Genomic DNA, 26,180 nt, shown 5'->3' on the forward strand with positions numbered 1-26,180 from the left:
TTGCCGGTCACCGAAGAAGAACTCACCCCCGTCCGCACCGCCGCCCAGGCCGCCGCTGACAAGCTCGCCACCAACATCGTCGCGTTCGACGTGAGCGAGCAGCTCGCGATCACCGACGTGTTCGTGATCGCCTCCGCCCGCAACGAGCGCCAGGTGGGAGCCGTCGTCGACGGTGTCGAGGAGGCCCTGCTGAAGGACGGCATCAAGCCGGTCCGACGCGAGGGCGACCGCGAGAACCGGTGGGTCCTGCTGGACTACATCGACTTCGTCGTCCACGTCCAGCACACCGAGGAGCGCTCGCTGTACAACCTGGAGCGGCTCTGGAAGGACTGCCCCCAGATCGAACTGGGCCTGGACCTGCCCGAACAGCCCGAGAACGACCCGTTCCAGGACGAGCTCGAGAACTGGTGACCCGATGGTGAACCTCACGCGGCTCGTCCTCCTGCGGCACGGCCGCACGGAGTGGAACCACACCGACCGCATGCAGGGTCAGCACGACGTCCACCTCGACGACGTCGGCATCGAGCAGGCCCACGCGGCCGCCCGCACCCTCGGCAAGCGCGACTTCATGGCCGTCTACTCCTCGGACCTGGCACGTGCCCGCGTGACGGCGGAAACCGTAGCCAAGGACCTCGAACTGCCCGTGGTGGTGGACCCCCGACTGCAGGAGATCCACATGGGCTCCTGGAGCGGCAAGACCCGCGCCGAGGTGGAGGCCGAGTTCCCCGACTTCGCCAAGCTCTACTGGCAGGGCAAGGACTTCCGCCGCTCCCCGGAGGGGGAGACCATCGCGGAGATGGTGGAGCGCGCGATGCCGGCCCTGACGGAGATCATCGAACGCCACCGTGGGCACGACGTCCTCGTCGTCGGGCACGGGTTCATGCTCTCGCAGATCGCGCAGCACCTCGTCGGCATCAAGGCCGAGTCACGCATCCTCGGCGGGCTCGCCAACGCCCACTGGACCGAGATCGGGATCGCGCCGGACGGCAGCGCCTGGATCATCGGCCACAACGTCGCCCCCCAGTGAGCATCAGGACCCCCAGACCCCCAGTTCGTTGCCGCTCGGGTCGAGGAACTGGAACCGCCGCCCGCCCGGGAACTCGTAGGGCCCGCTGCTGATGGTCCCACCCGCCGCTGTGACCGCTTCCGCAGTGGCGTCGAGGTCATCACTGTAGAGGAGGACCAGCGGCCCGCCGCGCGTGACCTGCTCGGCCAGGGCCAGGCCGCCGGCCTCCTCGTCGGTCCCCGCCTCCGCGGCCGTGCGGATGCCGGAGTACTGGTCCCCATAGGAGTTGAACGTCCAGCCGAACGCTGCCCCGTAGAAGTCCCGGGCGGCCTGCATGTCAGTGACGCTGATCTCCACGTAGTCGATGGACAGTGGGATGGAGTGGTTGTGTGCTGCCATGGTTGAAGACTCGCACGACGCCCTGACAGTCCGCGGCCGCTGCGGTGCAACCGAGGGCTGAGACTGCCAAGCTCTCGGTTGCAGGGACCCGGCTTGCCGGGCCGGCCGGGGCTCAGTGCAACCGGGGACTCCAACAGCCAAGCTCTCGGTTGCGGCGACGCGGATTGGCGATCGCCGGGGAGCGTGCGCTAGCATTGCCGAGCCCGCGAATGAGCGGGAACTGGGGCTATGGCGCAGTTGGTAGCGCGCTTCCATGGCATGGAAGAGGCCAGGGGTTCGAATCCCCTTAGCTCCACCACCGGAACCCGCGTCGAAACCTCGGCGCGGGTTCTCCCGTTCCACAACTCACCCGCGCCCTCGCGGGCCGGGAATCGTGGCGGTGCGGTCCGCCATGGCACCGACGAAGTACTCCAGCGGCCCGGCCACGAACAGGGCCCGCCAGATGGCGCAGAACAACACCAATCCCAACGTCAGGCAGATGGCATACGTGTTCGACGTGGCGTCGTCGGGCACGTAGGCGATCACGACGACGTGGGCCGCATACGCGGTCAACGTCATGGACCCGATCACGGACAGGGGCCACATGGCTGCGCGCGCGATCCGGTTGCGCCCGACGAGGATGGCCCCGGCGACCAGGAACACTGCCAGACCACCCGAGGCGAACGCCTCGAAAGGAGAGCCGGAGTGCGGGTCCAGGGTGAACAGGGAGAAGCTTGCGTAGTCGGTGAAGAGGCCGCCCAGCACGCCCACCTGGAGGCGGGTCTGGAGTTCCAGCTGCTCGGGGGAGAGTAGGGGCTGCTGCTCGTCGTACTCCTCCGGGGTGCACCAGTACAGCAACTCCCGGTCCACCTCTAGGCAGAGCTCGGTCTGCTCGTCGTAGGGGAGTTGCTCGTAGAGGACCCAGTAGAGGTCGTAGTCCTCCTCGGTGAAGCTCGCCTCCTGCTCCTCGTACTCCGCCATGGTGCAGGGATAGAGCTCTTCGGCATCCTGGTCCAGGCACCAGTCCTGCAGTACGGGGCCCTCGTCACCCTCCTGCTCCGCGAAGGAGTCGGTGCCGGCGAAGATCGGTGCGAGGGAACCCTGGCTGATCACGAACGGGGCACTCGCGAGCACGAAGGCCGCCAGACCGGCCGCGGCGAACCTGACAAGCACCCGCGTCTCCCGGATGCCGCAGCGGGCAACGGCCATCCCCAGCAGCACGAAACCCAGCCACACCGCTGCGGGATATGTCCCCGAAAGCAGAAGGGTGGGCACGAAGTCCTCGGGGGACCCCGCCGGGTACATCCCGGCCAAGGACAGCATCGCCAGGAGCAGGTCGGCCACCAACCGCCCGAGCGCCAGGTGCAACAGGCCCGCCACCAGCAGCCACTTGGGTGGCCAGCGCAGGCAGGGGAGCACGAGCACGAACCACAGCGCGTAGGAGGCAAGGATCACGGCCACCCCGCTCGGGAGGATGGTCAGCGCACCCGAGACCAACAGGAGGGCCGCGGCCCGGCCACCGATCCTCAGGCGCGTCTGCAACAACTGCGCACCCGACGGGGGATTGGTGCCGCCCGTGATCATGCCGAGCGAGAGGCCCGCCACGACGGCGAACAGGATCGACGAGTGTCCGTGTGAGATGCCCACGAACGCGGACAGTTCCTCGCCCCACTCACCGACGTAGCCGGCGTGGGCGAAGACCATGCCGACCACCGCCAAGCCGCGCACCGCGTCGACCCCCACGATTCGAGGCTTACTACGGTCGCCGCGACGGCGAAGCACCGGGAACCAGGGCCGGCGTCCCGGGGCGGTGGCGTGCGCGTGCGGCCGGGGCGCAGGGACTGGTGGCCCCCAGCGTGGGTCCACCGGGGTGGCTCGGAGTTGGGCGTCCGGTGTGGGCGTGGGTGTCGAAGGGGGTGCCACGGCCACCGGGGCCCCCGCTCCCCGGAAGTCCGGACCAGTCTGCATGAGCGAAGTGTAGGGGTGCGGAACCCGAGTTTCGGCACCCGGGGTTGGAAGCGGCTTCAGTGGCCTGAATGGGTGGCGCACTTGGCTGGTTCACTCTGCCCCGGAGACGGAGCTAACTGCGCCCCCTTGCCCGGCGCCATCTTCGGCAACAGTCCCAAGCAGGCCATCCAACTCGCCCAGCAGGTCGTCGATCCCGGGCTCTTCGACGGGGAAGTGGCCGCACTCGCGCAGCAGCACAATCCTCGACGGCGACGCCGCCCGTGCCAGCACCCGGACGCTCAACTCGGGAGGTGTCCAGTCGTCACGGCCGGGATGCAGCAGGAGGACCGGGACCGTGGCGGTCCGAGGCGCCAGGTGTCGGTGCCGCAGATAAGACGCGAGGAATCCGAGCGGGACCCGGGCGCCGCCGCCGAGTGGATCGCGGGCACACAGCGCCGACAGTTCGGGGTCTCGGCTCATCGCCGACAGGTTGGCGGTCCAGCGCAGGGGGATCATCACCCGGGCGAGTGGCCCGCGGACCAGACGGGTCAACGGCCCGGCCAGCAGTCCCAGCCGTCCGAAGCGCGTGAGGTGGGCCCGGACGCGCCAGTCACGCGGGTCCAGCAGGCAGGTCGCGGCGACGGCGGCCACCGCACCCGTGCGGCAGGCGGTCTCGTAGGCCAGCATCCCGCCGATGCTCGCACCCAGCAGCACAAGAGGCCGGTCGTCGTCCTCCTCCGTGACCAGGTCCGCCAGCAGCTCCAGCCAGTCCTCGTAGCGCACGCTGGCCGGGTCCGGTGTGTCCGTGCGGCCGTAGAGCGGGAGGTCGACGGCGGCGACGTCTACGTCGGCCGTGAGGAGTGACACGAGCGGCCACAACGCACCCACGTGTCCACCGGCCCCGTGGACGAGCAGCAACCGCACCGGTGCGTCGGGCCGACGTCGTCGAGCGACGTGGACTCGGTGACCGCGCCACTGCCACCAGGTCTGTTCGGGATCCACGACGCGTGCAGCCAGGCGGGAAGGCAGGAACGAGGCGTACTCGCTGTCCGTGGTCATGGGAGCAGTGTGCCGGACTCAGCGTCCGTGGCGGTCGCGCCTGCCCAACGGCCACTCGTTCGTCAGCCAAGCCTCGACGGCGTCGGCCAGCGGCCGGTCCAGGTGGGCCCGGTCGGCGCGCACCCAGGACTGCACCTCTACGTCGAAGCCGGGCTTGTGTGAGGGGTAGATGTAGACGCAGCCGATCACGTCCTGGTGCACGGGATCCAGCACGGTGTAGGTGAATCCCTTGCGGGCGGCGAAGTCGGCGGCATGCCGGGTCAGGTCGGCCAGGTTGCGCTCCAGCGACATCCCGTCCGGCGGTGGCCAGCTGCCGTCGGGATAGCCCGGGGTGGCGCGGATGTGCTCGACGCTGGAGGACCACGCCGCGAGGTCCGACTCATTGTGCTGGGGGCCCAGGGGCTCGAGGCGGAAGTCCTCCGTGACGAGCGCCGTCGGCGGATCGAAGTCTTCGGGGACGAACGGTGCATCGGTCATGTGACGACCCTATGCGTTGCTGGATTCATCAGCCGCCGGGATTGCAGCCCGCTAGCATCAGATTCACGTCTCAGAGTCGCTTGCCCCGGGGATCGAACGCCCCGTCGCCCACGGCATTGATTAGGAGCTGAGGATGACGAAGAAGACTGGTGACGGCGGGACACTGTCCGGCGGGCAGGTGTTCTCGTACTCGCTGGGTGACGTCGCCAACAACCTCACGTTCATGATGACGTCGATGTTCCTGATGGTCTACATGACAGACATCGCCGGCGTCTCGACCGGGGTGGCGGGCACCATCTACGGCGTCACCAAGATCTGGGCCGGCGTGGCCGACCTCCTGGCCGGGCAGGTGGTGGACCGCACCAACACGCGGTGGGGGGCGGCTGCGGCCGTGGCTGCTGTTCGGCAGCACGCCTCTCGCGATCGTGTTCGTGCTGCTGTTCAGCGTTCCCGCGGGGCTGAGCCCGGCCCCGAAGCCGAAGCCTGACCGACACCCGCCAGAATCGAGGAGCCATGCCCACCAACAGCCCCGCTGACCAGCCGGAACTCCGTGCCCGCACGAAGGCCACGATCGAGGCCGACGGGCTCCGCTTCAAGGACCTGGACGGCGACGGCGAACTGTCGCCCTACGAGGACTGGCGGCTCCCCGCCGCGGAGCGGGCCGCGGACCTGGTCCAGCGCATGACCCTGGAGGAGAAGGCCGGCCTGATGTTGATCGACACGGTCAACGCCGCCTGGGGCGGGGTCATCACCGACAACGGCCGGCGCTACCTCACCGAGCAGCACATGCGGCGCATCATCTTCCGCAACGTGGTGGCGGTGCCGGGGGAGGAGAAGCAGGGCGACGACGACCACCCGTTCATCGCCGGCTCCTCGGTCACGCCACAGCAGGCGGCGGACTTCATGAACTCGGTGCAGGAACTGGCAGAGGCCAGCCGGCTGGGGATCCCGGTGCTGGCCAAGTCCAACGCCCGCAACCACATCGACCCGGATGCCCGCGCCGGCATCAACGAGAGCAACGGAGCCTTCAGCGGCTTCCCGAAGGAGTCCGGGCTCGCGGCCGCGGCCCTCGGCGAGGACAGCATGGACCCGGTGACCGAGTTCGCAGAGGTGATGGGCGCCGAGTGGCGCGCCATCGGCCTGCGCGGCATGTACGGCTACATGGCGGACCTGATCACCGAGCCCCGCTGGTACCGCACCCACGAGTGCTTCACCGAGAACGCGGACCTCACCGGCAAGATCATCACCGCGCTGCTGCGCACGCTGCAGGGCCCAGACGTCGTCGACGGCTCGTCGCTCAGCCCGAACACCGACGTCGCCCTCACCATCAAGCACTTCCCGGGCGGTGGCCCGCAGGAACGCGGCCTCGACCCGCACTACTCGTTCGGCAAGACCCAGGTCTACCCCGGGGGGAACTTCGCCCAGCACCTCGAGCCGTTCAAGGCCGCCATCGCGGCCGGCGCGGCGGCCATCATGCCGTACTACGGGGTGCCGATGAACGTCACCCACGACGGGGTCACCTACGACCAGATCGGCATGGCCTTCAGCGACCAGGTGGTCAACGGACTGCTGCGGGACAAGCTCGGCTTCGCCGGCTACGTCAACTCCGACACCGGCATCATCACGGACCGGGCCTGGGGCCTGGAGGAGGTCACCGTCCCCGAACGGGTTGCGGCGGCGATCAACTCCGGCTCCGACACGCTGTCCGGGTTCAACGACATCAGCGTCATCACCGACCTCGTGGAAAAGGGCCTCGTCAGCGCCGATCGCATCGACCTGGCGGCCCGACGCCTGCTCACGCCCATGTTCCTGATGGGGCTGTTCGAGGACCCCTACGTCGACGACGGCGCGGCCGACGCGGCGCTCGGCGCGCCGGACCACACCGACGTCGCGCTCGATGTGCAGCGCAAGTCCGTGGTGCTGCTCCAGAACCGTGACCGTTCCGACGGCCAGGGTGCCGTCCTGCCACTGCGGCAGGGCGCGAAGGTCTACGTCCTGGGCGCCCTCGAGACCGACGTGTTGACCGCGCAGGGCTACGATGTGGTCGACGGCAACGCCGAGGAACGACCCAGCGCCGCCGGTGCGGACTACGTGCTCGTCAACCTCAGCGCGCTCACCCTCGGCACCCGCGAGTACAAGAGCGACGACCCGGCCTACGGGCTGCGCCCCGACAAGACCAACCCGATCGTATTCGAGGGCGTCCGCGGCCTCGACGGCAAGAGCCCGTACGGCGCCGCCGACGCGGGCGTGGCCTACGGCGCCGAGAAGTGCACCGACGACGGCCTCCCCTTCGGCGGTCCGCTGCCGTGGGAGAGCGGCGTGATCGACTTCAGCGGCATGGAGGAGGCCGAGTCGTGGAGCGTGCGCCCGTCGCTGCGCACCATCCAGGAGGTGACGGCCGAGGTGGGAGACCCCGCCAAGGTGGTGCTCAACGTCTACTTCCGGCAGCCGTTCGTGCTGGACGAGACCAGCGGGCTGCGCGAGGCCGGGGCCATCGTCGCGACCTTCGGGATCTCCACCGAGGCGCTGGTGGACGTGCTCTCCGGCAGGTTCGCGCCCCAGGGGCGGATGCCGTTCTCCCTCGCGGCCAGCATCGCCGCCGTCGAGGAGCAGGCAAGCGACCTGCCGGGCTACGGCGACACCGCCGACGGGGCGCTGTTCGAGTACGGGCACGGGCTGACGTACTGAGCCCGACAGCCGCCGGACCCGTTTGCTCCCGTCCGGTCAGTTCGCCCCTGCTCCAGCTGGGGCGAACTTTCCTGGCGGGAGCCAGGGCCGACGGGTGTGCCCGGAACCGATTGGAGGTGCCGCGCAGTGTCCCACTACTCTTGGCCGAATGACGAACAGCCGCGCCGAAGCCGCCTATCGTCGTTCCGTCGCAGCGTTCCGGAACCCGACGCTGGACCTGCTCCATGGCCGCCAGGCCCCGTTCGTGGTGACCGCGCTGTCCATCGTGTTCACCCCGGACCGCCCGGCCGTGGCCATCGCCGACGCGCACGCGGAGATCACCGAGGTGTTGGAGCAGCTCCGCTCCGCCGGGGTGGGCGACGACGAGCTGCGCCTGCCCTCCGTCCCGGCCCGCGAGCTCTGCGGCCACTGGGTGAAGGTGGGCTGGCTGGTGCGCCAGATCGACGGCGAGACGGAGGTGTACCGCCTCTCGGCGCACGCCGTCGGTGCCCTCGAGATCGCCGGACGCACCAGCGGGGGAGGGGCCCGGGTCTCGAGTTCCCGCGTCCGCACCCTGCTGGACGCGGTGGAACGCCTTGCCAACGACGCGGAGAGCGATCGCGACGCCCAACTGGCCAGGCTGCAGGCCGAACGCGACGCCCTCGACGCCGAGATCGGCCGCCTGCTCGCCGGCGGTGAACCCGAGGCGGTGGAGGAGGAGCAGCTGATCGAGGAGGCGGAGAACGTCCTCCACCTGGCCCGCGAACTGCCCGCGGACTTCGCCCGGGTGGCCGAGTCCATCAAGGCCATGCAGCGCGACGTCGTCGCGGACCTGCGCCAGGACATTCGGCCCACCGGTGAGGTGCTGCGCGAGTACCTGCAGCGCGGCCAGCACGTCATGGAGGCCACCCCGGAGGGCCGCGCGTTCGCGGGGGCGCTGCGACTGATCGGCAGCCCGGAGCACATCGACCAACTCGCGGACCAGCTCCACTCCGTCCTCGTGCAGCCGTTCGCTCGGCTCCTGGACGCCGAGCAGCGTGCGGAGCTGCGGGCCATAGGCAGGCGTGTGGAGCAGGGGGTGCAGGAGGTGCTCGTGGCGCAGCGCCGCGCCTCCCAGGTCATCACCGCCCAGGTCCGCACCCACGACCCGGTCCGTGACCGCCAGGTGGACGACCTCCTCCGCGACGTCATGTCCGGCCTCCAGGCGTGGATGCAGGCCGGGGGCCGCAGCAACGACGCCGTCGAGCCGCTGCGCAGCTTCCCAGTGGCCGACGTCGGCCACCTGCGCCAGAGCGTGAGCGACATCCAGCCCCCGGGCGCCCCGGAACCGCTGCGGGACGCCGGCGACGTCGAGTTCGTCCACGCCGACACCCGCAACTGGGGCGGCCCGCGCTACCGCGAACTCGAGGAGCACGTCGCGGGGCTGGGGGACACCTTCGACCTCGCCGCCGCGTTCGAGGGGGCGACGGACGAGACCCGCCGCCCCGTGGACCTGCTGGGGCTCCTGGAGATCGCCCACCGCAACGGCATGACGGAGACCGACGACGTCTCCGTGGCAACGGCCATCCGTCCCGACGGCAGCACCCGTCGGTTCGCCTTCGGCGCCGTGACGGCGCGCACCACCATGGAGGACAGCCTTGACTGACACCATCGCCCCCGAGGAGACCACCGACGAGGCCGAGGGACCGTTCATCCAGCCCGTGGCCATGGAGGAGGACCCCGACGAGCTGTTCGCCGGTGACCGCGGCGTGCTGGACCACGAGGTCCGCCGCGCGCTGGTGCGGTTGCTGCAGCGCCGCTTCCTGCAGCGTGACCGCCACAAGGACGACTGGAAGGCGCTCATCGACAACCAGCAGGTCATCGAGTCCAGGCTCAACGACCTGTTCGTCCGGCTGGTTGTGGACCATGAGCGCGGCGTCGCCTACAAGAAGCAGGTGCGCTCCGAGGAGATGGGCGTGCCGATCCTGCTGAAGGACGAGTCCTACACCCGCGCCGAGGCCCTGGTGCTGGTGCACCTGCGCACCGTCTACCAGCGCGAGTCGACGGCGGGGGAGCAGGCCGCACGCGTCGACGTCGAGGACGTCGAACAGACCGTGCTCACCTACTTCGCGGAGTCCGACGGCGACGTCCTGCGCCGCCAGACCCACATCCGCAACGCTCTGGCCCGCCTCCGCAAGGAGGGCATCATCGAGGAGGAGTCCGAGGGTCGCTACCGGATCAGCTCGTTGGTGGAGATCGTCCTCAGTTCCGAGCGGCTGCAGGAGCTCAGCACCTGGCTGCGGGAGCAGACCGCCCGCGGCTCCGGCATGAGCGACGAGGACCTCGACGACGCCGACGAGCGCGACGAGGACGACGAACTCGACGATGCGGACGTCGAGGAGCCCGACGCCGAGACCGACGACGAGCCGGACGACGTCGACGAGGAGCCCCCGGGAGATCCGTTGTTCGGCGACGACGAGGAGAACGCACTGTGAGCATGCTGGACACCCTCTTCGGGCTGATCCCTGCCGCCTCCCGCGGCCAGCAGTGGGTGGCCGAGGAACTGCAACTGGTCAACTGGGGCGGTTACGACGGCCCGCACCGGGTTCGGTTCTCACCCACCTCGACGCTGCTGTGCGGCGGCTCGGGCTCGGGCAAGTCGACCCTGATGGACGCCTACATCGCCCTGATGATGCCGCACACCACCCCGTTCAACGGCGCCTCCAACGGCGGCGTCGTAGGCCGGCCCCGCGGCGTCGACCAGCGCAACATCCTCTCCTACGGCCGCGGCAAGCTGGACGAGGCCCGCACCGACGCCGGCGCCACCCGCACCCGCGTGCTGCGCGGCGACGGCGTGGACACCTGGACCGCCATCGCCATGACCTGGGTGGACCACGACGGGTCACGTTTCACCGCGGTCCGCGCCTGGTACATCCCGGCCTCCGGGCGGGTGCTGGAGGACACCGTGCGCATCCGAGCCACCGTCGACGGACCGTTCGACCTGCGCCGGCTGGAAGCGGCCGTGGGGCGCAGGCTCACCGACTCGGCCGTGCGTGCCACCGGGCTGGAGACGGTCCCGACGGACCGGGAGTTCTCCGCCCGGCTGCACTCGGTGCTGGGCATCGGCGCCGCCGGCGCGGGCGCCAAGGCCATGAGCCTGCTGGCCCGCATCCAGGCCGGGCAGCAGATCACCACGGTTGACGAGCTCTACAAGCGGATGGTGCTCGAGGAGCCCGAGACCCTCGCCGCGGCCGACGCCGTCGTCGAGCACTTCGACGGGCTCGAGAGCACCCGCGAGCGCATGCTGACCGCGCGCAAGCAGGTGGCCACCCTGGCGCCCGTCCGGGAGCTGCGCACCCGCATCGAGGCGGCCTCCGAACGGCTGCGGGTGATCGACGAGGTGGGCCAGTTCACCGAGCCCGACTCAGTCGCGTCGCTGTGGCGGGCCGGGCGTCGCCTGGACCTGCTGCGGGAGGTCGAGACGGAACTGCGCGACCGCTCCCAGGCCGCCGACGCCGTCGTCGCCGAGAAGGAGGCCCTCGCCCGCGCCGCCGAGGACGAGCGCGACGGGCTCAACGACGTGCTGCGCGCCTCTGGCGGCGACAGGCTCGACACGGCCCAGCGGGAACTGCGCGAGGCCGAACGCCGCCTCGAGCAGGTGCGGGCCAACCGGGACAAGCTTGACCGTGCGCTGGCGGTGCTGCAGACCGAGGTCCGCAGCGCGAAGCAGTTCAACGCACTGGCGGACCGCGCCCGCGTCAGCCTTCACGACGCCGACGCCAAGGCCACCGCCCGCGACGCCTACGCCGTCGCGATGGCGGAGAAGGGCCGGGCGGAGGCGCAGGTGACCGAGCTGCAGGCCGAGCACCGGCAGGCGCAGGGCCGGCGCGACAACATCCCCGAGCACCTGCACCGCGCCCGGACGCTGCTGGCGGAGGCGGCCGGGCTGAGCCCCGACGAGCTGCCGTTCGTCGGTGAGCTGGTGGAGGTGCGCACGGAGTTCGAGCCGTGGCGGGAGGCCTTCAACTTGGCGCTGGGCGGGTTCGCCACCACCCTGCTGATCGACGCGGAGGACGTCGCCGGGTTCCGGGCTGCCATCAACTCCACCCGCGTCCCGGTGCGCCTCAGCTACGAGGGCGTCCCCACCGGCATGAGCATCCGTGAGCTGCGCGATGACCGGATCCTGCCCGGCAGGCTGGACTTCCGCCGCACCAAGTTCACCGGTTGGCTGCAGGAGCGGCTGGAGGAGCGCTTCGAGTTCGTCTGCGTGGATGACCCGGCGGACCTGAACCGGCACCGCAAGGCCCTCACCATCACCGGCCAGGTCTCGCAGGGCAATCGCGGCGCCCACGGCGGACAGGGCCGCGGCAACGTGCTCGGCTTCTCCAACCAACGCCGCCTCGCAGACCTCGACGCCCACATCCAGGACGCCCGCGTCCGGCTGCTGGACGCCATCGACGCCGTCGAGAAGGCAGGGACCGCCCTCGATGCGCTCGACGAGCAACGCACCGCCTTCCAGACCGTGCTCGGCCTGGGCTGGGAGCAGGTGGACACCGACGGCGTCGAGGCGCAGCGGGACCGCTGGCTCGGCGTCATCGACGAGGTCACCGAGGGCAACCCGAAGATCGCCAGCATCCAGGCCCAGATCAAGAAGGCCCGCTCCAAGATGAGCGCCCTTAACCAGGACGTCGGCCGCGCCATGGAGAGCCGCGACGCCGTGCAGGAGCGCTGGGCGCGCGTGATGGACGAGGTGGACGAGGCCGGCGCCATCCTCGAGGACGCCGAGGACCGGGAACGCGAGTTGGGTGAGGAACAGGCCGCCTACCTCGACGCCCAGTTCGCCGTCCCCGACGAGCAGCGCGCCGGGAAGCCGTCGGAGGTGCTGGCCCGCTTCGACGCGGCACTGGCGATGGCCTCGCAGCGGCTCGCCGTCGACAGGGCCACCGCCCAGGACACCCTCGTGGAGCAGCGCGAGACCCTGCGCCGCACCCTGACCACGTTCCTCGACCGCTGGCCCAACCCCAACCTGCTGCCGGACCCGGACGGCTCCGTCGACGACTTCGAGCGGATCCTCTCCGAGCTCGAGGCCAGCGGCCTGCACGAGCTGGAGAAGGAGTGGCGCGACTCGCTGCTGAAGCTCTCAGGCAACGACCTGACCAACCTGGACTCGACCCTCGGCCGCGCGCTGCGGGAGATCCGGGAACGGATCGAACCGATCAACCAGATCATGGCTGACCTGCCGTTCTACGACGACCACCACCGCCTCCAGATCATGACCAGGGAGAACCAGTCGGCGGTGCGGCAGCGGTTCCGCAAGGAGCTCCGCGACGTCCGGGCAATGATCGAAGCCGCCGGGAGCGACGAGGAGCGCGAGGCCGTCTACCACCGGATGGCGAAGCTCATCAACCGCATCCGCCGCACCGCCCCGGACTTCTCCGACCTCATCGACGTCCGCAACCACGTCCGAGTCTCGGCCGAACGCGTCCGCGCCGCGACGGGCGAGCACGTCTCGCTGTACGACCACATCGGCGAGAAGTCCGGCGGTGAGTCGCAGGAGCTGATCGCATTCATCGTCGGCGCAGCGCTGCGCTACCAGCTGGGCGACCCCGGCTCGGAGCGGCCCCGCTACGCGCCCGTGTTCCTCGACGAGGCCCTGATCAAGGCCGACGCCCACTTCACCCGCCGCGCCATCGGCGCTTGGCGGGGGCTCGGGTTCCAGCTCGTGATCGGTGCCCCCAACGACAAGTACTCCGCCATCGAGCCACACGTCGACGTCGAGTACGACATCCTCAAGGACACCCGCGGCCGCTCGTGGGCGAAGCCGAAGGTGGCGCTGGCCGACTGACCGTCACCCCGTCGGTTGAGCCGCCCCGGCGAGGAACGAGTCAGGGCGAGTCGAAACCAGCGCAATCGGCACACTGCAGGCGGGGTACGATCACGCACGTGAATCCCATCGTCTCCGCGGAGGAACTCCGCACCCTCGTCGCCTCGGCGAACCCGCCCCGCGTCCTGGACGTCCGCTGGACGCTGGCACAGCCGGACGGCCGCGCGGACCATCTGGCCGCGCACCTGCCCGGCGCGGTCTACGTGGACCTGGAGACGGAGTTGTCCGCGCACGGTGAGCCCTCCGAGGGCCGCCACCCGCTGCCCGACGTCGAACAGCTGCAGGAGTCCGCGCGCCGCTGGGGCCTGCGGGACGGGGACGCGGTGGTGGTGCATGACGCCGGCAACGGGGTCGCGGCCGCCAGGGGCTGGTGGCTGCTGCGCCACGCCGGGATCTCCGACGTCCGCATCCTCGACGGCGGACTCGCCGCCTGGCGGGCCGCCGGGGGAGCGGTGGAGCAGGGCCCGGTGGAACCCGAACGGGGCGATATCGAACTCGGTTGGGGGCACATGCCGGTGATCGGCATCGACGAGGCGGCCGCTCTGCCGGCACACGGCCTGCTCCTGGACGTGCGGGCGCCCGAGAGATATCGCGGCGAGGTGGAGCCGATGGATCCGGTGGCCGGACACATCCCGGGCGCTGTGAATGCACCCAACCTCGAACTCCTCGACTCCGGGGGCCACTTCCGCCCCGCAGCCGAGATCCGCGCCCACCTCACCGGAGTGGGAGCCGACGGCGAGCGCACCGTCGCCGCCTACTGCGGCTCCGGCGTCAACGCGGCCCACGCCGTCGCCGCCATGGAGCTGGCAGGGTTGCGCGCGGCGCTGTACCCCGGCTCCTGGTCGCAGTGGAGCAACACCCCGGGTCTGCCCGTCGCCACCGGGCCGGAGCATGGAGACGCAGCCACCGGTTGATCACCACTGGTTGGTAGCTGTTCGTCACACGCCGGCGCCGTGTTCCGCCGACTGTCACGACGGGGACCTCGCAGTCCCACCATCCGTGAAGCCGCCCACCGCAGCGTCCAACAGCCTCTGGAGTGCTTGGTGCGCCTGCGCTCTCGCCGCAGCGGCGTCCGGGTGCTGGGCCACCCACAACGCTGCTTCGTTCATGGCGCCGGACAGTTGCGCGGTCATCGCATCCAGGACTTCCGTAGGAGTCCCTGTGGAAGCCAGCACCTCACGCAGGTGTGTCACCGAGTTCGCGGAGTCGAGTCGACGCCACTCCTGCCAACCCACCACCGCGGGTCCGTCCACCATCAGCACCTGCACCATGTCCTGGCCGGTGATGGTCTCCAGAAACGCGTGGGAGCCTGCGGAGAGTTGTTTCCGGGGGTCGCTCCCGGCTGCCTCAGCTGCGGCCACGACGGCCTCGGCGACTCGCTTCTGCAGCCCGTCGGCAACGGCGAGGAACAGGCCCAACTTGCTTCCGTAGTGGTGATAGACCGCACCGCGGGTGACTCCCGAGGCCTTGGCAACGTCGTCCAGGGAAACCTTGGAGAAGCCTCGCTCCCGGAACAGCGACGTGGCGCACTCCAGGACCGACCCCGCTGTGCGGGCGGCCTCAGCGGCTGATGCTCTTGCCATGGTGGTTCCTCACGTACAGTGTGTATGTATGATGTGGGATACATGCACATAGTACGTAAGGAGGAGGCGCATGCGGATCACGAGTTTCTACCCGGTGCTGGCCTCGGCGGACGTCGCCAGCGCAGCAGAGTTCTACCGAGGCCGTCTCGGCTTCGAGACCACCTATGAGTCGTCCTGGTATGTGAGCCTCAGGCTGGGTTCCTTCGAACTGGCCCTCCTGTCCCACGACCACCCGACCGTGCCGGAGGGATACCGAAACCTCCCTACCGGGGTGATCGTCAACCTCGAGGTGGATGACGTCGACGCCATGCACGAGCGGTTGGTCCGGGAGGCAGGCCTGGACACGGTGCTGTCCCTGCGGAGCGAGAACTTCGGCCAACGCCACTTCATCGTCGCCGCACCTGATGGGGTCCTGCTGGATGTCATCCAGCCGATCGAGCCGACTGCGGAATTCGCCCAAGCTTACCTGCAGTGAGCGCCTCTGGCCTTCTCGGGTGACGGGTCGCGGGTGTTCCCGGCCGGGGGAGTGCGGGGAGGGTCAGTCCGGGTAGCATCACGCAAGTGAAATCCAGCGTCCCTCCCATGAGTCAGCCCAAGTCACGATGACGGCCACCCTCGTCGCCTCGGGCCTGGCGGGCGGGTACGGGCACCGCACGCTGTTCGACTCGCTGGACCTCACCGTCGCGCCCGGTGACGTGATCGGCGTGGTGGGTGCCAACGGGGCCGGCAAGTCGACGCTCCTGAAGCTGCTGGCGGGTGTCCTCGAGCCGCAGGCGGGCCAGGTGTCGATGTCCCCGGCCGACGCGTTCGTCGGGTGGCTGCCGCAGGAGCACGAACGCGTGCCGGGGGAGACCGTGGCGCAGTACCTCGCGCGGCGGACGGGGTGCTCGGATGCCACCGCTGCCATGGACGCCACCGCTGCTGCCCTCGCGGATCCCGCGGCCGGGGACGCGGCCGCCGACGCGTACTCCGTCGCCCTCGAACGCTGGCTCGCAAGCGGGGCACCGGACCTCGACGAGCGGATCCCGGCGATGCTGGCCGACCTCGGCCTGGAACTCGGGCCGGAACCCGGCACCGTGCTGATGACCGCCCTCTCCGGAGGGCAGGCGGCGCGGGTGGGGCTGGCGGCGCTGCTGCTCTCGCGCTTCGACGTCGTCCTGCTCGACGAGCCCACCAACGACCTCGACCTCGACGGGCTCGAACGGCTCGAGGCGTTCGTCACCGGCCTGCGCGGCGGGGTGGTGCTCGTCAGCCACGACCGCGAGTTCCTGGCACGCTGCGTGACGCGGGTGCTGGAACTCGACCTGGCCCAGAACTCCAACCGCATCTACGGCGGCGGCTACGACGCCTACCTCGAGGAGCGCGCCACGCTGCGCCGACAGGCGCGCGAGAAGTACGAGGAGTTCGCCGAGCAGAAAGCCGACCTCGTCGCCCGTGCCCGCACCCAGCGCGAGTGGTCCAGCCAGGGTGTGCGCAACGCCATCCGCAAGGCACCCGACAACGACAAGATCCGCCGCCGCGCCGCCACCGAGTCCAGCGAGAAGCAGGCCCAGAAGGTCCGCCAGATGGAGAGCCGCATCGCCCGCCTCGAGGAGGTGGAGGAGCCCCGCAAGGAGTGGCGGCTCGAGTTCAGCATCGGTGCAGCACCCCGCTCCAGCACCGTCGTGGCCACGCTGGCCGCCGCCGTCGTGAGGCAGGGCTCCTTCACGCTCGGCCCCGTCTCGCTGCAGGTCAACGCCGGTGAGCGCATCGGCATCACAGGCCCCAACGGGGCGGGCAAGTCCACCCTGCTGCGTGCCCTGCTCGGCCGGCAGGCCGTGGACGAGGGGACCGCCAGCCTGGGCGCCAGCGTCCAGATCGGCGAGATCGACCAGGCCCGCGCCCTGCTGGCAGGAAGCCAGCCGTTGGCGGAGGCATTCGAGGCACTCGTTCCCGAACTGGCCTCCGGTGACGTCCGCACCCTGCTGGCGAAGTTCGGCCTCCGCGCGGACCACGTGACCCGCCCCGTGGACCAGCTCTCGCCCGGCGAACGCACCCGCGCCGGCCTGGCGCTGCTGCAGACCCGAGGGGTGAACGTCCTGGTCCTCGACGAGCCCACCAACCACCTGGACCTGGAGGCCATCGAACAACTGGAGCAGGCGCTCGAGGGCTACGACGGCGCCCTCCTGCTGGTCACGCACGACAGGCGCATGCTGGAGGCGGTCCGGGTGGACCGTCGTTGGCATGTCACCGAGGGTCGCGTCGCCGAGCTCTGAGCAGGGCCCCGCTCAGACAGGGGCCGGGAGCTTGGCCGGGTTGCGGACGAAGTAGAGCGCCGTGATCCCTGCGGGCCCGGTCCGGAGGGTCGCGGTGGTGGTCAGGACGTCGTTCTCGTAGGCGACGATGCCCGCCGCGCCGCTGATTCTCGCCGGCTCCAGCCGCGTGTTCGGGGTCGATGCGATGCCCAACAGGAAGCGGGCCACCTTCTCCGGCCCGGTGATCGGGTGCAGGGCCGCCTTGGCCCGGCCGCCGCCGTCGGAGTACAGCACGGCCTCGGGGGACAGCAGCGCCACTACCTGCTCCACCTCGCCCGTCGCGACGGCCTCGGTGAGCGCCGTCAGCGCCTCGGAGTCGCGCGTCGACTGGTCCGGCGCGGTCTCACCGATCGCCCGCGTCACCTCCTGCTGGGCGCGGGAGACCAGCTTCCTTGCGGCCTCCGGCGTCCGGTCCAGGACGTCGCCGATGCCGGTGTAGTCGACGTCGAGCACCTTGCGCAGCACGTATGCGGTGGCTTGCTCGGGGGTGAGGGTGGACAGGGCGAAATCGAGGGCCTGGCCCAACCCCTCGCGCTGCAGCACCTCCCACTCGGGGGAGCCGTCGTCCACCACCGGTTCCGGCACCCAGGGCCCCAGGTAGGTCTCCCGGCGGCGACGCTGCGAGCGCACCGCGTTGAGGGCCAGCCGGGAGGCCATCACCGACAGGAAGCCCCGCGGGTTGGCCACCTCGGCCAGGTCCACCCGGGCCCACCGCTCCCACGCGTCCTGAACCACGTCCTCCGCGTCGTCCCGGGAACCGGTGATGTGGAATGCGGCGGACAGCATGGTGGGGCGGTGCGCCGTGAACAGCACGCCGTGGTCACCGTCACTCACCCGAGTCCTCCCGCCGCCGGCCAGGTGTAGCTCCCGGCCCGGTTCCGTTCCTGCTGCAGCCAACGCATCGTCAACCTGCAGACCGCCTCCTTCAGCATGCCCCCTGCGGCGCCCGTCAGGGCGAAGCGACGCTCCCTGTCGTCGTGGTGGACGAACTGCACGTGCCCCCGGCCACCTCCCAGGTCCACGCACTGGAGCACGTAGCCCATCCCGAACTCCGGCGCGGACGCACCCCGGCGGCGCGCGAGGATGACGTCGGCCACATGGGCTCCCATCGGCATGGCCGTCGCACATGCGGCCCGCAGGTGCTCGTAGCCCTCGGCTGCGATGCTGACTGCGTCCCCGGCGCCGTACACGTCGGGACGGCCCGGAACCTGCAGCGTCCTGTCCACCAGCAGCCGCCCGAGCGCGTCGACGGGCAACCCGGAGTCCGCGGCCAGCGGCGGGACTGTGAAACCAGTGGCGTCGACGACGATCGACGCGTCCCCGGAGCCCTCCCAATCGCCGAAGCTGGTCTCGACTCCGCCACGCCGCAGCGCTTCCAGGTGGGCGCGGCCCGCCCGGCGCTCCGGGCTCGTGCGCGTCACCACCCGGACCGTGCGCCCCGCGGCCCTCAGTGCGGCAGCGATCTCCACCCCGGTAAGCCCCGCCCCCACGACGGTCACGGGGGCTCGCGGCTCCCGTCGCAGCGCCTCCCGCAGCCGCTCGGCCCCCTCCTCCGTGGTGACCCGGTGGGCCGGGGAGCCCGACGGCGCCCCGGACCCGACTGCGAACACCAGGGTCCCGAACCGGTGCCGGACGCCGGAGGCAAGCCGGACGGACCCGTCGTCGATCCGCACGGCGGTGTCCAGCACCACATCCACCGCCGGGTTCAGGACGGACGCGAGGTCGTGGCCCGCGGAGGGCCGCGCCCCGCTCGCGACGGCGTGCAGCCGGATCCGCTCCACGAACCTCGCCCGCGGTGTGACGAGCGTCACCTGTTCCCCGTTCCCGGCCAGCCGGTTGGCTGCCATGATCCCTGCATAGCCTGCCCCGAGCACGGTGATGGACATGTCCCTGCCTTCCCGGCCGCCCCCTGTGGGCGCCCTTCACTGTTGGGACACCGCACGCTCGGGATCTGTGACTCACCGCAGGATCTGGATGAACGCGTCGTGCGGTTGAATGAGCGCAATCTTCGATTGGGGGACAGGTGTACGCGATCGTGACGAAGGGGCGCTGGCTGGTCGTCGTCCTGGTGGTGCTGGCCGTGGGCGGAACCATCGCGGTGGTGAGCCAGCGGCAGCAGGTGGCGGCACGCGGTGAGCTGAACCTGCTGGAGGCGGCCCACTACAACATCGAGCTGGCCACGCAAGCCGCGCTGGACGAGGCCCTCGGCCAGCAGAGCCTGGCCTTCACCGATGGGGACGCCGAGGCGCTGGACGAACGTGCTTCGTACCTGCGGGCGATCACTGATCGCGGTGAGGAGGAACTCGTGCGCTGGCGGGAGGCGGTCGACGCAGCCGTGGCGGACTACCGGCCCGGGGACCTCGTTTCCATCAGCCTCGCCCTCGACCAGCTGCGCGCCGCGACCATGCCACCCGTACGGCAGCAGCAGCGCGCGGCCGGGGACCGGGTGCTGTGGGCCGTCGTGCTCACCGTCGGCGTGGCCGCGGCCCTCGCGGGCATAGAGTACCGACGTCCGCGAGGTGACCGCTCGTAGGCGACCGAGCGGATCAGCCCGTCGGCCCATCGCTGACCTACCGGGCCGCCTTGTTGCGGACACCGAGCAGGACACCACCGATCACGGCAGCCACCAAGGACCCCCCGAGTACGCCCACCTTCACGTGCTCCAGAGCCACCTCGGTCCCCTCGAATGCCAGTTCGCCCACGAGCAGGGAGACGGTGAATCCGATGCCGGCGACGAACGACATCCCGACCAGGTCCGGCCAACGCAGGCTCGGGTCCAGGCCCAGGGACCTGAACCGGGTGAGCACGAAGGTCACCCCCAGGATTCCGATCGGCTTGCCGAGGACGAGCCCCGCCATGATGCCCAGCGTGACGGGGTCCGACATCGCGGAGACCAGCCCGTCGACCCCGCCGAGCGGGACACCGGCTGAGAAGAAGGCGAACACCGGAACGGCGAACACCGTGGCCACCAGACCCCACCGGTCGGCGAAGTGCGCCGCCAGCCCCTCGAACAGCGGCGTCCCGTCGCGATCCTCGCCGACGCTGACCCGGGCCCGGGGCGTCGCCATCACCGGGACGGTGAATCCCAGCAGCACGCCGGCCACCGTCGCGTGCACACCTGAGGCGTGCACCAGGGCCCACGTGAGAACAGCCAGTGGGACCAGCAGCCACCACGCCCGCACCCCGCGCTGCACAACGAGGGCGAACAACAACAAGGGGACCAGGGCCAGCAGCAGCCACTGGAGCGAGATGCTCTCGGTGTAGGCGACGGCGATGATGGTGATGGCGATGAGGTCGTCGACGATGGCCAGCGTCAGCAGGAACACCCGCAGGGCAGGGGGGAGGAACCGGCCCACCACTGCCAGGACCGCCACCGCGAACGCGATGTCTGTCGCTGTCGGGATGGCCCAGCCGCGCAGGGCTTCCGGGCCGGACGCGGAGTTGACGGCCAGGAAGATCAGGGCGGGGACGACGACGCCGCCCACGGCCGCCGCGATCGGCAGGGCGGCCTTGCGGGGGTCACGCAACTTGCCGTCGACGAACTCCTCCTTGAGTTCGAGGCCGACAACGAAGAAGAAGATCGCCAGCAAGCCGTCAGCGGCCCAGGTGCCGATGCTCAGGTCGAGGTGCAGTCCCGCCGGGCCCACCCGGAAGTCGCGCACGGCGGTGTACCAGTCGGCGGCTGGGGAGTTGGCGAGCACGAGGGCGCCGACGGCAGCCGCGAGCAGTAGGACGCCGCCGAACACGTCGCTGCGGGCCGTGGCGTGGATGCCGCGCCAGAGTTCGTGGGGCAGGATGCGGAAGGACTTGCGGGTGGGCTGGGACATGCGGTCGCTCTCGGGAGTCTGGCGGTGGGCAGGCGGTGCGCACCCCGATCCGTTGCGGTGGGGTGCGGTTCAGCGTGCCGGCGGCGGGCAGCCTGCGATCTCGCCGTGGGCGTTGGTACCCCAGGAACTGTCCCAGCCGTTCGTGCCCGGGTGGCGCCCAGTCCTGAGGAACGGGCGCAGCGTGGCTGCGCAGACCAGTGCCCGGTGGGGGCGCTGGGGTACGACGACGGTGGACACGCCAAGAGTCTAGACGCATCGGGGCGCCCCGCCGCCACCTGCCCTACAGCCTGTCGAGCAGCATCTCGAGCGCCCGCTCGACCGTCTCCGCGACGACGTCACCCGGCTCGCCGTGCAACAGACGATGCTGCACGTCCACGCCCTCCGGGCCGGCGACGGCGAAGTACACCGTCCCCGGCGGCTGGCCCTCCTCGGTGCCGGGGCCGCCCGCACCGGTGACGGCCACGGCCCAGTCCGCGCCCAGCAGTTCCCGCACGCCGCGGGCCATCTGTTGCGCGCATTCCGCCGTGACCACCGGCCCGGGGCTCACGCCGAGGACCTCGAACTTCACGTGCGGGGAGTAGGCCACGACGCCGCCGCGGAACCAGACCGAGGCCTCCGGTGCCGCCCCGAGCGCCGAGGCGATGGCGCCCGAGGTCAGGGACTCGGCCACCGCGACGGTCAGGTCCTTCACCTCTGCCACGTGCGCGATCCCCGCGGCGTACCGCTCTGCGACCGGTCGCTCACTCATGTCCGCTCCTGTCCTGCCAGCTTGTCGACCCACTTCGCGATCCGGCGTGCCCGGACGGTCTCGTTCGGGGCGGTCAGCACCTGGTGCAGCACCGCGTAGCGTTCCTGCCCCTTCAACGAATCGAACCGCTCCGCCGCTGCGGGCGCGGCCGCCAACGCCTGCCGGAGGTCGTCCGGCACCACCGCGTCGGCCGGCCCGGGGTAGGCCCGCTCCCAGCGCCCGTCGTCCTTGGCCCGCTGGATCTCGGCCTGCCCGCGGGGCCGCATCCGCCCCTCGGTGACCAGGCGTTCGACGTGCTCGACGTTGCGCAGCGACCAGATGGAGCGCTTGCGGCGCGGGGTGAACCGCTGCCGGTAGGTGGCGTCGTCGACCCGCTTCGATTGCCCGTCGATCCAGCCGCTGCACAGCGCCTCCTGGAGCGCCTGTGCGTAGGTCAGCGACGTCGGCGACGTGGTTCCCTTCTTGGCCAGGAGCAACCAGCCGCCGTCTGAGGTGGCCTCGTGCTCGTCCAGCCACTCACGCCAGGCGGCCACGTCCGCCACCACCAACACCTCGGGCTCGCTCGGATCGGTCATTGGTCAATCCTGAGGCATGACGGGTCCGTTCGTGCCCGTGGCGCGCATAGGGTTGGGCCATGACCGGAACCGATGCCGTCCGTGAAGCCCTCGACAGCCTCGTGGCGGACGGGAGGCTGGTGGGCTACGTCCTCGGCGTCCGTGAGGGGGATACCAGCAGCGTGGTGGCCGGCGGGACGCGCGCACTCGGCGGACCCGCCATGCCTCCGGACGCCCAGTTCCCGCTCACCTCGAACACCAAGCCGATCGGCGGGGTGCTGGCGATGCGGCTCGTGGAACTCGGGGTGCTGGCGCTCGACGAACCCGTGGACGAGCACCTACCGGAACTCGCGCACCCCCGCGTGCTGGCCCGGCCGGACGGACCCCTCGACGAGGTGGTGGTGGCCGAGCGCCCCATCACGCTGCGCCACCTGCTCACCATGACCGCCGGCTTCGGCTGGATGGAGACCGGGCCGTTGGCCGAGGCGATGGCAGAACAGCAGGTCTCGCCAGGGCCGTACCCGCCCCCGATGAGCCCCGACGAGTACCTGCGTCGCCTCGGCCAACTGCCACTGGCCGGCCAACCCGGGCAGCACTGGCGCTACCACAACAGCAGTGACGTGCTCGGGGTCCTCCTCGCCCGGGCCACCGGAGCCGCCGTCTCGGAACTGCTCGCCGAGCACGTGACCGGCCCGCTCGGTATCCCCGACACCGGCTTCGTGGGTGACCCCGAGCGCATGCCCACCGGCTACGGTGCCGACGCAGCCGGCAACCTGGAGCCCCTGACCCACCCCGGCGAGGTCTTCACGCGCGCCCCGGCGTTCGAGTCCCTCGCCTGCGGACTGGTCTCCACGGTGGCCGACTACCTGGAGTTCCTGCCGGTCCTTGCCGAGGGGCGCCCGGTGATCAGCCGCGGCTCCGCCATCCAGATGGCCACCGACCAGCTGACCCCCGCCCAGCGGGACTCGGCGGCCGGGTTCCTCGAACCGGGCTGTGGCTACGGGTTCCAGGTGGAGACCCGGCCCGACGGTTCCGTCGGCTGGTCCGGCGGCCTCGGCACCATCGGCTACACCAACCCACTCACCGGGAAGTCCGCGGCGCTGTTCACACCCCAGTCCTACGAGGCGCCCGGCACCGCGAAGGCGTTCGAGCAGCTCTGGCAGCTGCTGCGCTGAGCCGGCCCGCGGCCGGGAGCCCGCGGTCCCACTAGTGTGGGTGCCCGACGAAGGAGTCAGACCATGGTCAGTTTCAATACCACCCTGCAGGCAGCCGGAGGCAACAACGTCGGGATCCTCGTACCCGACGAAGTGGTCGAGTCCTTCGGCAGGGGCAAGCGCGTCCCCGTCGTCGTGACCATCGACGGCGGCTACTCCTACCGCAACACCACCGCGTTCATGGGCGGCCAGTACTGGATCTCGTTCAACGCCGAGACGCGCGCCGCCACCGGCAGGGGAGCCGACGACGAGGTGGAGGTCACCCTGGAGGTGGACGACGCCCCACGCGTGGTGGAGGTCCCGCCCGTCCTCGCCGTCGCGTTCGAGAAGCATCCCGGGACTGCCGCAGCCTGGGCCGCGCTGTCCTACAGCAAGCAGAAGGCCCACGCGCTCTCGATCAACGAGGCCAAGACCGAGACCACCCGGGACCGGCGCGTCGCCAAGGTCCTCGAATCCCTCACCAACTGACCCGGAAGGACCCATGCAACCCGTTGCCACCACGCCCATCACCCTCGGCGCCTCCCACCTCGGCAAGCGCGACGACGGCGAGGCCCTGGCCGACGCCATGGTCGCGTCCCCCCTGGGCAACGTCGACACCAGCAACAACTACGCCGCCGGCCGCAGCGAGCAACTCATCGGTGACGCCATCCGCCGACTCGGGGGCCTGCCGGAGGGCAAGCTCGTCTACTCCAAGGCGGACCGCACCGAGGCGGGGGTGTTCGACGGTGAACGGGTGCGGCGCTCCCTGGAGGAGTCCCTGGACAGGTTGGGCCTGCACCGGCTGCCGATCTACTTCTTCCACGACCCGTTCAGCGTCACGTTCGACGAGGCCATGGCGCCCGACGGCGGCGTCCCGGCGCTGGTGCGGCTGCGGGAGGAGGGCGTGATCGGCGCCATCGGAATCGCCACGGGGCCGATCGCCCAGACCGACCAGTACGTGGCCACGGGGCTGTTCGACGCCGTGCTCTGCCACAACCGCTTCACCCTCGTGGACCGGATCGCGGAGCCCACCTTCCGGCGGGCCCGGGAACTGGGCATGACCGTGTTCAACGCCGCCCCGTTCGGTGGCGGCACCCTCGCCAACGGCCAGTCCAGCTACGGCTACCGCGAGATGCCGGCGGACTTCGCCGCCCACGTCGAACGGGTGCGCTCCCTCGCAGACGGGATGGGCGTGGACCTGGCCGCGGCGGCGGTGCAGTTCTCGACCCGCAGCCCGCTCGTGGACACCACCGTCGTGGGCGTTTCCACCCTGCAGCGCCTCGAGCAGCTGGCCGGCCTGGTGGCCACCGACGTACCGGAGGAGTTCTTCGACGAGGTGGAGCGTCTCGGCCCACCGCCCGCCAGCGCCAATGACTGACACCTCTGGCCAAACCACGCCATGAGGCGTTGAATGGGGGCATGATCCGGCAGGCCCCCTCAGGGGTGGCAGCATTCATCGACCGGTTCGGGACCGGACCGGTGGGTGAAGCCGTGCAAATCAGCGGCACCGACGAGTTCGAGGAGGTGTTCGGGCCCCTCGAGCACAGCACGGCCGGTATCGCCGTCGCGCAGTTCTTCGAGAACGGGGGCGAGCACGCGTGGGTGGGGCGCGCCGATCCCGAACCCGGCGCCACCCTGCTGCAGGCGCTGCAGGGGGCGCTCGAAACGCTTGGCGCCGTCGGGTTCGACCTGCTGTGTGTGCCCGCCGCCGCCACCCTTGACGAGCCCGACGCCGCGGCGCACACCCCGAACCTGGTGGCCTTCGCGCAGGACGCGATCCGGTTGTGCACGCAGCGGCGCGCCATCTGGTTGCTGGACCCGCCGCCCTGGCTCCGTGACGCCGCCGCCATGGCGGCCTGGGTCCGGGCCAACCCTCTCGACAGCCCGGACGCCGCGGTCTGGTTCCCGCGGCTGCTGCGGCCGCCGGAGGGGACCGGGACCGGGGCGGCCGGCGCCGTCGCGGGCATGATCGCCCGCACCGATCGGGAACGCGGGGTCTGGAGCGCCCCGGCCGGGCTGCGCGCGGAACTGGTGGGGGTCCGCACGGCCCTCGAACTGACCCAGCAGGACGTGAGCCTGCTCAACCAACTCGGCGTGAACTCCGTCATGAACCACCGGGGCGGGCCCGTCAGCTGGGGAGCCCGCACCATGGCGGGCCGGGACGAACTGGGCAGCGAGTGGAAGTACCTCCCGGTGCGGCGGCTGGCCCTGCACATCGAGTCGAGCCTCCGGCAGGGCCTGCACTGGCACGTGGACGAGGACAACGCCCCGGCGCTGTGGGCGCGGCTGCGGGGGGAGACCGCCGGGTTCCTCGACGGACTCTTCCGGGCCGGCGCCTTCCAGGGCCGGTCGGCCGACGAGGCGTACTTCGTCAGCTGCGACGCCGACACCATCACGGCCACCGACCTCGAGGCCGGGCGCGTCCACGTCGTCGTCGGTTTCTCACCGCTGCGGCCCGCAGAATTCCAGGTCCTGGACATCGAACTGCGCAGGGCGGACCGGGCCGCCGTCGCGGACGCGCCCGAGGCCGCCGTCGCGTCGCCCTCGATGGGCCTGCGAAGGCGGGAAGAAGGGTAGCCTTCCG

Annotated in this window: 26 protein-coding genes and 1 tRNA gene; 16 read left to right on the top strand and 11 right to left on the bottom strand. The window is 70.8% G+C overall.

The features are described from left to right. The gene (rsfS, locus tag ACYU7G_RS13960) at positions 1 to 411 is read left to right on the top strand and encodes a ribosome silencing factor (RefSeq protein ID WP_461108835.1); all 411 of its coding nucleotides are present in this window, start codon (positions 1 to 3) and stop codon (positions 409 to 411) included. Positions 412 to 415: 4 nt separating this feature from the next. Beyond that, positions 416 to 1,027: a histidine phosphatase family protein gene (locus ACYU7G_RS13965; protein WP_461108837.1), complete on the top strand. Its 612-nt coding sequence runs from the start codon at positions 416 to 418 to the stop codon at positions 1,025 to 1,027. Positions 1,028 to 1,030: 3 nt separating this feature from the next. Here the strand turns inward: ACYU7G_RS13965 and ACYU7G_RS13970 are convergent, their stop codons facing one another. Continuing rightward, on the bottom strand, positions 1,031 to 1,405 hold the full coding sequence (locus ACYU7G_RS13970; protein WP_461108839.1) for a VOC family protein: 375 nt from the start codon (positions 1,403 to 1,405) through the stop codon (positions 1,031 to 1,033). Between the two features lie 222 nt (positions 1,406 to 1,627). Here ACYU7G_RS13970 and ACYU7G_RS13975 point away from each other — a divergent pair. Further along, positions 1,628 to 1,703, top strand: a tRNA-Ala gene (locus ACYU7G_RS13975). 47 nt (positions 1,704 to 1,750) lie between these two features. Here ACYU7G_RS13975 and ACYU7G_RS13980 read toward each other — a convergent pair. From ACYU7G_RS13980 to ACYU7G_RS13990, 3 genes are all read right to left on the bottom strand, one after another. After that, the gene (locus ACYU7G_RS13980; RefSeq protein ID WP_461108841.1) at positions 1,751 to 3,127 is read right to left on the bottom strand and encodes a heparan-alpha-glucosaminide N-acetyltransferase domain-containing protein; all 1,377 of its coding nucleotides are present in this window, start codon (positions 3,125 to 3,127) and stop codon (positions 1,751 to 1,753) included. Positions 3,128 to 3,442: 315 nt separating this feature from the next. Then, positions 3,443 to 4,390, bottom strand: coding sequence for an alpha/beta fold hydrolase (locus ACYU7G_RS13985; protein WP_461108843.1), 948 nt, complete (start codon positions 4,388 to 4,390; stop codon positions 3,443 to 3,445). A gap of 18 nt (positions 4,391 to 4,408) precedes the next feature. Continuing rightward, on the bottom strand, positions 4,409 to 4,867 hold the full coding sequence (locus ACYU7G_RS13990; RefSeq protein ID WP_461108845.1) for a GNAT family N-acetyltransferase: 459 nt from the start codon (positions 4,865 to 4,867) through the stop codon (positions 4,409 to 4,411). Positions 4,868 to 5,000: 133 nt separating this feature from the next. On the opposite strand from ACYU7G_RS13990, the gene ACYU7G_RS13995 reads away from it, so the two are divergent. The 6 genes from ACYU7G_RS13995 (at position 5,001) to ACYU7G_RS14020 (ending at position 14,311) form a co-directional block, all read left to right on the top strand. Beyond that, positions 5,001 to 5,354, top strand: coding sequence for an MFS transporter (locus tag ACYU7G_RS13995; protein WP_461108847.1), 354 nt, complete (start codon positions 5,001 to 5,003; stop codon positions 5,352 to 5,354). A gap of 26 nt (positions 5,355 to 5,380) precedes the next feature. Continuing rightward, positions 5,381 to 7,555: a glycoside hydrolase family 3 protein gene (locus ACYU7G_RS14000; RefSeq protein ID WP_461108849.1), complete on the top strand. Its 2,175-nt coding sequence runs from the start codon at positions 5,381 to 5,383 to the stop codon at positions 7,553 to 7,555. Positions 7,556 to 7,703: 148 nt separating this feature from the next. Beyond that, positions 7,704 to 9,179: a DUF3375 domain-containing protein gene (locus ACYU7G_RS14005; protein ID WP_461108851.1), complete on the top strand. Its 1,476-nt coding sequence runs from the start codon at positions 7,704 to 7,706 to the stop codon at positions 9,177 to 9,179. Beyond that, complete coding sequence (locus tag ACYU7G_RS14010) at positions 9,172 to 10,008, top strand: DUF4194 domain-containing protein (RefSeq protein WP_461108853.1); 837 nt, start codon at positions 9,172 to 9,174, stop codon at positions 10,006 to 10,008. The genes ACYU7G_RS14005 and ACYU7G_RS14010 overlap by 8 nt, the downstream gene beginning before the upstream one ends. Before the next feature lie 2 nt (positions 10,009 to 10,010). Beyond that, positions 10,011 to 13,358 carry an ATP-binding protein gene (locus tag ACYU7G_RS14015; RefSeq protein ID WP_461109600.1) on the top strand — a complete coding sequence of 1,116 codons (3,348 nt, stop codon included), beginning with the start codon at positions 10,011 to 10,013 and terminating at the stop codon, positions 13,356 to 13,358. A 98-nt stretch (positions 13,359 to 13,456) separates the two neighbouring features. Further along, complete coding sequence (locus tag ACYU7G_RS14020) at positions 13,457 to 14,311, top strand: sulfurtransferase (RefSeq protein WP_461108855.1); 855 nt, start codon at positions 13,457 to 13,459, stop codon at positions 14,309 to 14,311. A gap of 54 nt (positions 14,312 to 14,365) precedes the next feature. Here ACYU7G_RS14020 and ACYU7G_RS14025 read toward each other — a convergent pair whose 3' ends face one another. Further along, positions 14,366 to 14,980, bottom strand: coding sequence for a TetR/AcrR family transcriptional regulator (locus ACYU7G_RS14025; RefSeq protein WP_461108857.1), 615 nt, complete (start codon positions 14,978 to 14,980; stop codon positions 14,366 to 14,368). 70 nt (positions 14,981 to 15,050) lie between these two features. On the opposite strand from ACYU7G_RS14025, the gene ACYU7G_RS14030 reads away from it, so the two are divergent. Then, on the top strand, positions 15,051 to 15,455 hold the full coding sequence (locus tag ACYU7G_RS14030; RefSeq protein ID WP_461108859.1) for a VOC family protein: 405 nt from the start codon (positions 15,051 to 15,053) through the stop codon (positions 15,453 to 15,455). Positions 15,456 to 15,582: 127 nt separating this feature from the next. Continuing rightward, positions 15,583 to 17,235, top strand: a complete 1,653-nt coding sequence (locus ACYU7G_RS14035) for an ABC-F family ATP-binding cassette domain-containing protein (protein WP_461108861.1) — start codon at positions 15,583 to 15,585, stop codon at positions 17,233 to 17,235. Between the two features lie 12 nt (positions 17,236 to 17,247). On the opposite strand, the gene ACYU7G_RS14040 is transcribed toward ACYU7G_RS14035, so the two are convergent. Together ACYU7G_RS14040 and ACYU7G_RS14045 are read right to left on the bottom strand one after the other, a co-directional pair. Further along, positions 17,248 to 18,108: a sigma factor gene (locus ACYU7G_RS14040; protein WP_461108863.1), complete on the bottom strand. Its 861-nt coding sequence runs from the start codon at positions 18,106 to 18,108 to the stop codon at positions 17,248 to 17,250. Beyond that, on the bottom strand, positions 18,105 to 19,160 hold the full coding sequence (locus tag ACYU7G_RS14045) for an NAD(P)/FAD-dependent oxidoreductase (protein ID WP_461108865.1): 1,056 nt from the start codon (positions 19,158 to 19,160) through the stop codon (positions 18,105 to 18,107). Before ACYU7G_RS14045 ends, ACYU7G_RS14040 begins: the two co-directional genes overlap by 4 nt. A gap of 137 nt (positions 19,161 to 19,297) precedes the next feature. On the opposite strand from ACYU7G_RS14045, the gene ACYU7G_RS14050 reads away from it, so the two are divergent. Next, on the top strand, positions 19,298 to 19,807 hold the full coding sequence (locus ACYU7G_RS14050) for a hypothetical protein (protein WP_461108867.1): 510 nt from the start codon (positions 19,298 to 19,300) through the stop codon (positions 19,805 to 19,807). Positions 19,808 to 19,844: 37 nt separating this feature from the next. Here ACYU7G_RS14050 and nhaA read toward each other — a convergent pair whose 3' ends face one another. From nhaA to ACYU7G_RS14070, 4 genes are all read right to left on the bottom strand, one after another. Next, positions 19,845 to 21,101, bottom strand: coding sequence for a Na+/H+ antiporter NhaA (nhaA, locus tag ACYU7G_RS14055; protein ID WP_461108869.1), 1,257 nt, complete (start codon positions 21,099 to 21,101; stop codon positions 19,845 to 19,847). 69 nt (positions 21,102 to 21,170) lie between these two features. After that, positions 21,171 to 21,338 (bottom strand): hypothetical protein, encoded by a 168-nt coding sequence (locus tag ACYU7G_RS14060; RefSeq protein ID WP_461108871.1) that lies wholly within the window; start codon positions 21,336 to 21,338, stop codon positions 21,171 to 21,173. A gap of 43 nt (positions 21,339 to 21,381) precedes the next feature. After that, complete coding sequence (locus tag ACYU7G_RS14065; protein WP_461108873.1) at positions 21,382 to 21,849, bottom strand: CinA family protein; 468 nt, start codon at positions 21,847 to 21,849, stop codon at positions 21,382 to 21,384. Then, positions 21,846 to 22,424 (bottom strand): YdeI/OmpD-associated family protein, encoded by a 579-nt coding sequence (locus tag ACYU7G_RS14070; RefSeq protein ID WP_461108875.1) that lies wholly within the window; start codon positions 22,422 to 22,424, stop codon positions 21,846 to 21,848. Before ACYU7G_RS14070 ends, ACYU7G_RS14065 begins: the two co-directional genes overlap by 4 nt. Before the next feature lie 59 nt (positions 22,425 to 22,483). Here ACYU7G_RS14070 and ACYU7G_RS14075 point away from each other — a divergent pair, with 59 nt between their 5' ends. The 4 genes from ACYU7G_RS14075 to ACYU7G_RS14090 all read left to right on the top strand — a co-directional run bounded on the left by ACYU7G_RS14075 (position 22,484) and on the right by ACYU7G_RS14090 (position 26,173). Beyond that, a complete protein-coding gene (locus ACYU7G_RS14075) occupies positions 22,484 to 23,578 on the top strand; it encodes a serine hydrolase domain-containing protein (protein ID WP_461108877.1) in 1,095 nt (364 codons plus the stop codon). 63 nt (positions 23,579 to 23,641) lie between these two features. Beyond that, positions 23,642 to 24,085 carry a YdeI/OmpD-associated family protein gene (locus ACYU7G_RS14080; RefSeq protein WP_461108879.1) on the top strand — a complete coding sequence of 148 codons (444 nt, stop codon included), beginning with the start codon at positions 23,642 to 23,644 and terminating at the stop codon, positions 24,083 to 24,085. 13 nt (positions 24,086 to 24,098) lie between these two features. Further along, a complete protein-coding gene (locus ACYU7G_RS14085; protein WP_461108881.1) occupies positions 24,099 to 24,974 on the top strand; it encodes an aldo/keto reductase in 876 nt (291 codons plus the stop codon). Between the two features lie 41 nt (positions 24,975 to 25,015). Beyond that, positions 25,016 to 26,173 carry a phage tail sheath family protein gene (locus ACYU7G_RS14090; protein ID WP_461108883.1) on the top strand — a complete coding sequence of 386 codons (1,158 nt, stop codon included), beginning with the start codon at positions 25,016 to 25,018 and terminating at the stop codon, positions 26,171 to 26,173. Positions 26,174 to 26,180 lie beyond the last annotated feature (7 nt).

Source organism: Tessaracoccus terricola, from assembly GCF_054776555.1.

What these genes read in the sequence shown, in the direction of transcription:
- ACYU7G_RS13965 (WP_461108837.1), top strand. Translation starts at nt 416, where the DNA reads ATGGTGAACCTCACGCGGCTCGTCCTCCTGCGGCACGGCCGCACGGAG.
- ACYU7G_RS13970 (WP_461108839.1), bottom strand. Translation starts at nt 1,405, where the DNA reads ATGGCAGCACACAACCACTCCATCCCACTGTCCATCGACTACGTGGAG.
- ACYU7G_RS13985 (WP_461108843.1), bottom strand. Translation starts at nt 4,390, where the DNA reads ATGACCACGGACAGCGAGTACGCCTCGTTCCTGCCTTCCCGCCTGGCT.
- ACYU7G_RS13990 (WP_461108845.1), bottom strand. Translation starts at nt 4,867, where the DNA reads ATGACCGATGCACCGTTCGTCCCCGAAGACTTCGATCCGCCGACGGCG.
- ACYU7G_RS13995 (WP_461108847.1), top strand. Translation starts at nt 5,001, where the DNA reads ATGACGAAGAAGACTGGTGACGGCGGGACACTGTCCGGCGGGCAGGTG.
- ACYU7G_RS14000 (WP_461108849.1), top strand. Translation starts at nt 5,381, where the DNA reads ATGCCCACCAACAGCCCCGCTGACCAGCCGGAACTCCGTGCCCGCACG.
- ACYU7G_RS14005 (WP_461108851.1), top strand. Translation starts at nt 7,704, where the DNA reads ATGACGAACAGCCGCGCCGAAGCCGCCTATCGTCGTTCCGTCGCAGCG.
- ACYU7G_RS14015 (WP_461109600.1), top strand. Translation starts at nt 10,011, where the DNA reads ATGCTGGACACCCTCTTCGGGCTGATCCCTGCCGCCTCCCGCGGCCAG.
- ACYU7G_RS14025 (WP_461108857.1), bottom strand. Translation starts at nt 14,980, where the DNA reads ATGGCAAGAGCATCAGCCGCTGAGGCCGCCCGCACAGCGGGGTCGGTC.
- ACYU7G_RS14030 (WP_461108859.1), top strand. Translation starts at nt 15,051, where the DNA reads ATGCGGATCACGAGTTTCTACCCGGTGCTGGCCTCGGCGGACGTCGCC.
- ACYU7G_RS14035 (WP_461108861.1), top strand. Translation starts at nt 15,583, where the DNA reads ATGACGGCCACCCTCGTCGCCTCGGGCCTGGCGGGCGGGTACGGGCAC.
- ACYU7G_RS14045 (WP_461108865.1), bottom strand. Translation starts at nt 19,160, where the DNA reads ATGTCCATCACCGTGCTCGGGGCAGGCTATGCAGGGATCATGGCAGCC.
- nhaA (WP_461108869.1), bottom strand. Translation starts at nt 21,101, where the DNA reads ATGTCCCAGCCCACCCGCAAGTCCTTCCGCATCCTGCCCCACGAACTC.
- ACYU7G_RS14065 (WP_461108873.1), bottom strand. Translation starts at nt 21,849, where the DNA reads ATGAGTGAGCGACCGGTCGCAGAGCGGTACGCCGCGGGGATCGCGCAC.
- ACYU7G_RS14070 (WP_461108875.1), bottom strand. Translation starts at nt 22,424, where the DNA reads ATGACCGATCCGAGCGAGCCCGAGGTGTTGGTGGTGGCGGACGTGGCC.
- ACYU7G_RS14075 (WP_461108877.1), top strand. Translation starts at nt 22,484, where the DNA reads ATGACCGGAACCGATGCCGTCCGTGAAGCCCTCGACAGCCTCGTGGCG.
- ACYU7G_RS14080 (WP_461108879.1), top strand. Translation starts at nt 23,642, where the DNA reads ATGGTCAGTTTCAATACCACCCTGCAGGCAGCCGGAGGCAACAACGTC.
- ACYU7G_RS14085 (WP_461108881.1), top strand. Translation starts at nt 24,099, where the DNA reads ATGCAACCCGTTGCCACCACGCCCATCACCCTCGGCGCCTCCCACCTC.
- ACYU7G_RS14090 (WP_461108883.1), top strand. Translation starts at nt 25,016, where the DNA reads ATGATCCGGCAGGCCCCCTCAGGGGTGGCAGCATTCATCGACCGGTTC.